This window comes from Rhizobium sp. PEPV16, from assembly GCF_008919455.1.
GTDB classification, from domain to species: domain Bacteria; phylum Pseudomonadota; class Alphaproteobacteria; order Rhizobiales; family Rhizobiaceae; genus Rhizobium; species Rhizobium leguminosarum_Q.
Genome location: NZ_VSZV01000128.1, coordinates 1 through 6,275, shown reverse-complemented (window position 1 = coordinate 6,275; position 6,275 = coordinate 1). Strand labels below are relative to the sequence as shown.

The following is a 6,275-nucleotide window of genomic DNA, read 5'->3' as shown; positions in this document are numbered from 1 at the left end:
GCGTCAGCCAGTCTGCCGCGTCGATCTCGGTAATCATATCGGCAAGCTTGAACGACACACCCTGATTGGCGCCGATCGGCTTGCCGAACTGCTTGCGCTCGGCGGCATAGGGCAGCGTCATGTCGAAGACGCGCCGTGCCCGCCCAACGCAGGTGGCGGCAACCGTCAACCGCGTGCCGTAGAGCCATTGATTGGCGATATCGAAGCCGCGATGCACCTCACCCAGCACTTGGGATTTGGGAATCCGGCAATCGGTGAAGCTGAGGGTGCAATTATGGTAGCCGCGATGCGAAACGGAATCGTAGCCCTTGAGGATTTCGAAACCCGGCGTGCCGCGATCCACGAGGAAGGCGGTGATCTTCTTCTTGATGCCTTTCGGCGTTTCCTCCTCGCCCGTCGCGGCAAAGACGATGACGAAATCGGCAACATCGGCATGCGAAATGAAGTGTTTCGTGCCGTTGAGGACGAAGTCGCTGCCGTCGCGGCGGGCGGCGCATTTCATGCCGCGCATATCGGAACCGGCGTCCGGCTCGGTGATCGCGAGCGCATCGATCTTCTCGCCGCGCACCGCGGGCAGGAGATAGCGCTCACGCTGCTCGCCCTCGCAGGCCATCAGGATGCCTGAAGGCCGGCCGAAGAAAACCGTCAGCCCGAGGGAACCGCGCCCGAGCTCCCGCTCGACCAGCGTGAAGGTAACATGGTCGAGGCCGGCGCCGCCGACCTCTTCCGGGAAATTGCAGGCGTAGAAGCCGAGATCGATGCATTTGCGCCGGATCTCGTCTCCGAGCTCCGGCGGGACGATGCCGCTGCGCTCAACCTCGTTCTCGTGCGGATAGATTTCGGTCTCGACGAAGACGCGGACCGTCTCGACGATCATTTCCTGTTCTTCGCTGAGTCCGAAATCCATGCCGATCCTCCTACCGCTTCTGGCCGACGTGACGACCGACGCCTTCAGGCGCGACCAAATTCGCATGCGCTTCGACAATCGCCTTGACCTTGTCGAGAATGACGGCCGGCGCCGGTGTGGCCTTGCCGGCCTTGCTGTCGACATGCAGCAACATGTGCTCGGCGGTTGCGAGAGCCTCGCCCGCCCCCGTGTCGTACAGGGTGTGGAAGACATGCAGCCGCTTCTCGTCGACACCAAGGATCTGGCAGGTCGAATGGATAGTCTGGCCAAGCTTCGCCTCGCCGAGATGGCGGATGTGGGTTTCCACCGTGTAATAGCTCCGCCCTGTCTCGACATACGCAAGATCAACGCCGATGAGGCGCAGCAATGCATCTGAGGTATCCCCGAAAACCTGCAGGTAGCGGTGTTCGGTCATATGGCCATTATAGTCGACCCAGGCGGGACCGACCTTCGTCTCGACGAGCTTCAACGGCTTCGACGGGTCGAAAGAGGTGGTCGCTCTGCCGCCTGCTGCCCAGAGCGATTGCTCGAAGTCCTTCAAGAGCCTGCCGGCGCCCCAGCCTTTGCCGTCGTGGCCGCCCTTAAGAGCCTGCAGAATGCCGACGAGGTTTTCGTCGCGGATCCGTTCGAGCTCGCGGATTGACAGGCCGGCCGCCTGTTCATCGGATTGCCGGCCGATCTTTTCGATCAGCGCATCGTCGAGATCGACGACATCGGTGAGCTTGGTCCAGGGCCAGGCGAGGCATGGACCGAACTGGGCGAGGAAGTGGCGCATGCCGGCCTCGCCGCCGGCAATGCGGTAGGTCTGGAACAGGCCCATCTGCGCCCAGCGCAGACCGAAAGAGTAGCGGATGACGTCATCAAGCGTCTCGACGGTGCAGATATCGTCGTGGATGAGCCACAAGGCCTCGCGCCAGAGCGCTTCGAGCAGCCGGTCGCCGACGAAGGCCTCGATCTCCTTGGCGATGTGGACGCCCTTCATGCCGATCGGCGCCAGTCTTTCCATCGCCGCCTGGATGGTCGCCGCCGAGGTTTTTTCGCCGCCAACGATTTCGACGAGCGGCAGCAGATAGACGGGATTATAGGGGTGAGCGACGAAGAGGCGCTGGGGATGCTTCATGTCGCGCTGCAGATCGGTCGGCAGCAGGCCTGACGTGGAAGAGCCGATCAGGGCGTCCGGGCGCGCCACAGCATCGATCTCAGCCAGGACGCCGCGCTTGAGGTCGAGCCTTTCCGGCACGCTTTCCTGAATCCAGTCGGCGCCGGCGACGGCTTCCTCGAGCGTCGTGCAGAAGGTCAGCCTACCGCGCGGCGGCAGGGGTGCTCCGGTCAGCATGGCATAGGCTTTTTCGGCGTTGGCGAGCACTTCGCCGACAATGCGGCTCGCTTCCGGATGCGGATCGAATACGTTGACGTCGATGCCGGCCAGCAGAAAACGCGCGATCCATCCGCCGCCAATGACGCCGCCGCCGATACAAGCCGCCTTGTTGATCCCAGTCATGCCGTCCTCAGCGCTTCGTCAGTTTGAGTTTCTTGCGAACGTCTTCCGGACCGATGATCCGGGCACCCATGCCCTCGACCACCTGCACGGCCTTTTCGACGAGCTGCGCATTGGTGGCGAGCTGGCCCTTGCCGACAAAGAGATTGTCCTCCAGGCCGACGCGCACGTTGCCGCCGGCGAGAACGGCTGCCGCCGGATAGGCCATGGCGTTGCGGCCGATCGAAAAGGCCGAGAAGGTCCAACTCGCGGGCACGTTGTTGACCATCGCCATGAAAGTGTTGAGATCGTCGGGCGCACCCCATGGAATGCCCATGCAGAGCTGGATCAGCACCGGGTCTTCGATCAGGCCTTCCTCGGCAAGCTGCTTGGCAAACCAGAGGTGGCCGGTATCGAAGGCCTCGATCTCGGGGCGCACGCCAAGATCGGTCATCTTCTTCGCCATGGCCCGCAGCATGGCCGGCGTGTTGGTCATGACATAGTCGCCGAGGTTGAAGTTCATCGTGCCGCAGTCGAGCGTGCAGATCTCAGGCAGGCATTCGGCGACATGGCTGACGCGCTCGGTGGCGCCCGCCATATCCGTGCCCTTGGGATTGAGGGGAAGAGGGGCTTCGACATCCCCGAAGATCAGGTCCCCGCCCATGCCGGCGGTGAGATTGAGGACGACGTCGACATCGGCCGAGCGGATGCGGTCGGTGACCTCCCTGTAGAGATCGTTGCGGCGGCTGGCAGCACCCGTTTCCGGGTCGCGGACATGGCAGTGAACGACCGCAGCACCGGCCTTTGCCGCGTCAATGGCGGAATCGGCGATCTGCTTGGGAGTGATCGGCACGTGGGTGGATCTGGAAACCGTATCCCCGGCGCCGGTGACGGCACAGGTGATGAAAACATCGCGGTTCATCGCAAGAGGCATGTTTTTGTTCTCCCTCGTCTTGTCCGCATTACGCGACAGGATGGACGGCGATGCGTTGCAATCTCGGAAGTAATTGATACATTATCGGAACTCAAGGGAGGTGATCTTGCTGCAGCGATCGACGGAACGCCTCGATATCGACCTTCTCGTCCTGCCGGATGCGAACCTGATCCTGATCGCCTCGGTCATCGAGCCGCTGCGCGGCGCCAACCGCATTTCCGGCAGCGAACTCTATCGCTGGCGGCTGCTCACGCCGGACGGAGCACCGGTCCTGACCACCAGCAATATTGCCGTGCCCGCCCAAGGCGCTTTCAAGGCGACGACCGAGGATGCGCCTCTGTTTGTGCTGGCCAGTTACAACTGGCGGCGCAGCGCGACCCCGGCGCTGAAGATGCAGCTCTCCCAGGCTGCCCGCTATCGCACGGTGATTGCCGGCATCGAGTCCGGCACATGGCTGCTGGCCGAAGCCAGCCTGCTCGACGGATTGCAGGCCACCGTCCACTGGGAAGACTATGAGGATTTTGCGCTGACCTATACTGAGGTACAGGCCGTCAAGGATCGCTTCGTCATCGACGGCAAGCGCCTGACGACCTCGGGTTCGCTTCCGACCGTCGACCTGATGCTGGAGGTGATCCGGCAACGGCAAGGCTATTCGCTGGCGCTCGAGGTCAGCCGGCTATTCCGTTACGAGCAGCCGTCCTTCCATGCCGATGAGCCTCTTTCCGCAGCCTCGGCCGGACTGCGCATGCACGATCCCCGTGTTGCGCAAGCGGTGCGACTAATGGAGGAGCATATCGAGCAGCCTCTGATTCTCACGCGGCTCGCCCGCAGGGTGGGCATCAGCGCCCGGCATCTGCAGGATCTCTTCCAGCAGAGTATCGGCGCGCCGCCGCATGTGCATTATCTCGCGCTGCGCTTGAATGCGGCCCGCCGCAAGGTGATCGAGACGACAGCCACTTTCGCCGACATCGCGGCGGCAACCGGCTTCAACTCCGCCTCGGCCTTTGCGAGAAGCTACCGGGCGAGTTTTTCCGAGAGCCCGTCGGAGACCCGGCGCCGCTTGCGCCGCCGCATCACGTCATCGCAGGTGCTGGGATAGGCTGGAACGCGTCCCGTATCATTTCAGCAAGTTCCCGGACGGCTTCGCTGGAACGGTAGGTGCTTCGGCGCAGCACGACCTTGGAGGAATCAACCGGCGGGAAACCGTCTTCGGCGGTCAGCTCCCGGCAGCCGGGCGGGATGTTGCTGCGGGAAAGCGTGGTGACGGCAAGACCGGCGATGACGGCATTCTTCAACCCCGAGCCCGTATCGGCGATAAAGGCGATCCGGTAGTTGCGGCCGATCTGCTTCAGCGACCGGAGCGCAAAATCGCGGCACCAGGTGGAATTGCGATAGATCGCAATCGGCAGGGGATCGATATCGTGCAGCCGATGGACCATCGATGTGACCCAGACCGTGGGATCAATGCAGATGACCTCGCCTTTGGTCTCGTCGCTCCAGTCAAAAACGACGGCCAGATCGAGCTCGTCCCGCTCGAGGGCGGCCAGGTTGCGGACCGTGTAGTCGCAGGACACAGTGACCTCGACGGCCGGGTGGCGGACGGCGAAAGCCGCAAGGGCCGCCGGCAGCACCGTCTGGCTGTATTCCTCGGGAATTCCGATGCGTACCGGTCCATCCAGCGGCTTGCTGCGAATCGTCGCAGCCGCCTCGTTCAAGAGGTCGATGATCCTGCGGGCGTAGGGCACGAGTTGGATGCCCGGGCGCGTGAGCAGCACGCCGCGGGCGCCGCGATCGAAAAGCGTTTCGCCGATCGTCTGCTCGAGCCTCTTAATCTGGGTGCTGACGGCCGACTGCGTCCGCCCGATGCGCTGCGCGGCGGCGGAGAAATTGGATGTCTCGGCAACGACCAGGAAGGTTCTCAGCAGGTCGCTCTCAATCGGCTCGTGCATCGGAATAGCCATAGAAAAAATCGATGGTAGTCATCTCTACTATTCGTTTGTCCGATGTCAATTCCTGGTGCAAAAAGGAGCCGCGTTCGACTTCCTTCTTTGAGAATATCTGCGTGACCATTGAAAATCCGGCCAGACGCCTCGCAGGCAGCGAGCACGAGAAGGGTGTGCTTCTCATCATTGCCGCGGCGCTTGCCTGGAGCGCGAGTGGCGTCTATTCGCGGCTCCTGACGACCGACGTATGGACGGCGATCGCCTGGCGGTCGTTGTTCGGCGGCCTGTTTCTGCTGATCCCCTGCTTTTTCCTCGAAGGGGGCATGTCACGGCAGCAATGGCGATCCGTCTTCCATCCGTCCGGTCTTGCTATGATCGCATGCCAGACCTTCAGTCAGGTATGCTTCATCGGGGCGCTCTACATGACCACCGTCGCCAATGTGACGATGATCTATGCGACCGCGCCTTTCATCGCAGCGTTGCTCGGCTGGGTCATCCTCCGGGAGAGGGTCTCCAGGCGGACGCTGATTGCAGGCGGCATCTCGCTCCTCGGCGTTGCGGTCATCGTCGCCTCGTCGATCGGCGGCGGTACCGGTTGGGGCGACCTGCTGGCGCTCGGCATGACGGCGTCCTTCGCGCTCGTCATCATCATTCCGCGCGTCAGTCCTGATGTGCCGAGCCTGCCGCCGACCGTGGTCAGCGCCTTCCTGACGCTGGTTATCTTTGCTCCGTTCGGTTCGGTCGGCTCGCTCGACCTCCACAACTGGATCGTCCTTGCTGCTTTCGGCGCGACCAATTTCTCTCTCGCGCTGGTGCTCTTCCTTGCCGGAGCGAAGCGAATGCCGCCGGCGGAGGCGGCGCTGATCGGCACGATGGAAATCGTGCTTACACCCTTCTGGGTCTGGTTGTTGTTTTCCGAGCAGCCGCCCGTTGCCACCTTTTTCGGCGGTGCGATCATCCTTGGCGCCGTGCTCTGGCACACGGCCATCGACGTCAACCGCAGCCGTCGGCCGC

The 6,275-nt window shown here is 62.8% G+C and carries 6 protein-coding genes; 2 read left to right on the top strand and 4 right to left on the bottom strand.

The window, feature by feature from the left end:
• The 3 genes from FY112_RS02195 to FY112_RS02185 form a co-directional block, all read right to left on the bottom strand.
• Positions 1-907: acyl-CoA dehydrogenase family protein (locus FY112_RS02195; RefSeq protein WP_151517549.1), on the bottom strand; the 907-nt coding region annotated here is incomplete at its 3' end.
• 10 nt (positions 908-917) lie between these two features.
• Complete coding sequence (locus FY112_RS02190; RefSeq protein ID WP_151517548.1) at positions 918-2,408, bottom strand: carnitine 3-dehydrogenase; 1,491 nt, start codon at positions 2,406-2,408, stop codon at positions 918-920.
• Between the two features lie 7 nt (positions 2,409-2,415).
• Positions 2,416-3,318: a 3-keto-5-aminohexanoate cleavage protein gene (locus FY112_RS02185; protein ID WP_151517547.1), complete on the bottom strand. Its 903-nt coding sequence runs from the start codon at positions 3,316-3,318 to the stop codon at positions 2,416-2,418.
• A gap of 100 nt (positions 3,319-3,418) precedes the next feature.
• Here FY112_RS02185 and FY112_RS02180 point away from each other — a divergent pair, with 100 nt between their 5' ends.
• Positions 3,419-4,417, top strand: coding sequence for a GlxA family transcriptional regulator (locus FY112_RS02180; RefSeq protein WP_131629535.1), 999 nt, complete (start codon positions 3,419-3,421; stop codon positions 4,415-4,417).
• Here FY112_RS02180 and FY112_RS02175 read toward each other — a convergent pair.
• Positions 4,392-5,267 (bottom strand): LysR substrate-binding domain-containing protein, encoded by an 876-nt coding sequence (locus FY112_RS02175; RefSeq protein ID WP_131629536.1) that lies wholly within the window; start codon positions 5,265-5,267, stop codon positions 4,392-4,394. The genes FY112_RS02180 and FY112_RS02175 overlap by 26 nt on opposite strands.
• A 113-nt stretch (positions 5,268-5,380) precedes the next feature.
• Here FY112_RS02175 and FY112_RS02170 point away from each other — a divergent pair.
• On the top strand, positions 5,381-6,275 hold an 895-nt coding region (locus FY112_RS02170), incomplete at its 3' end, for a DMT family transporter (protein ID WP_151517546.1).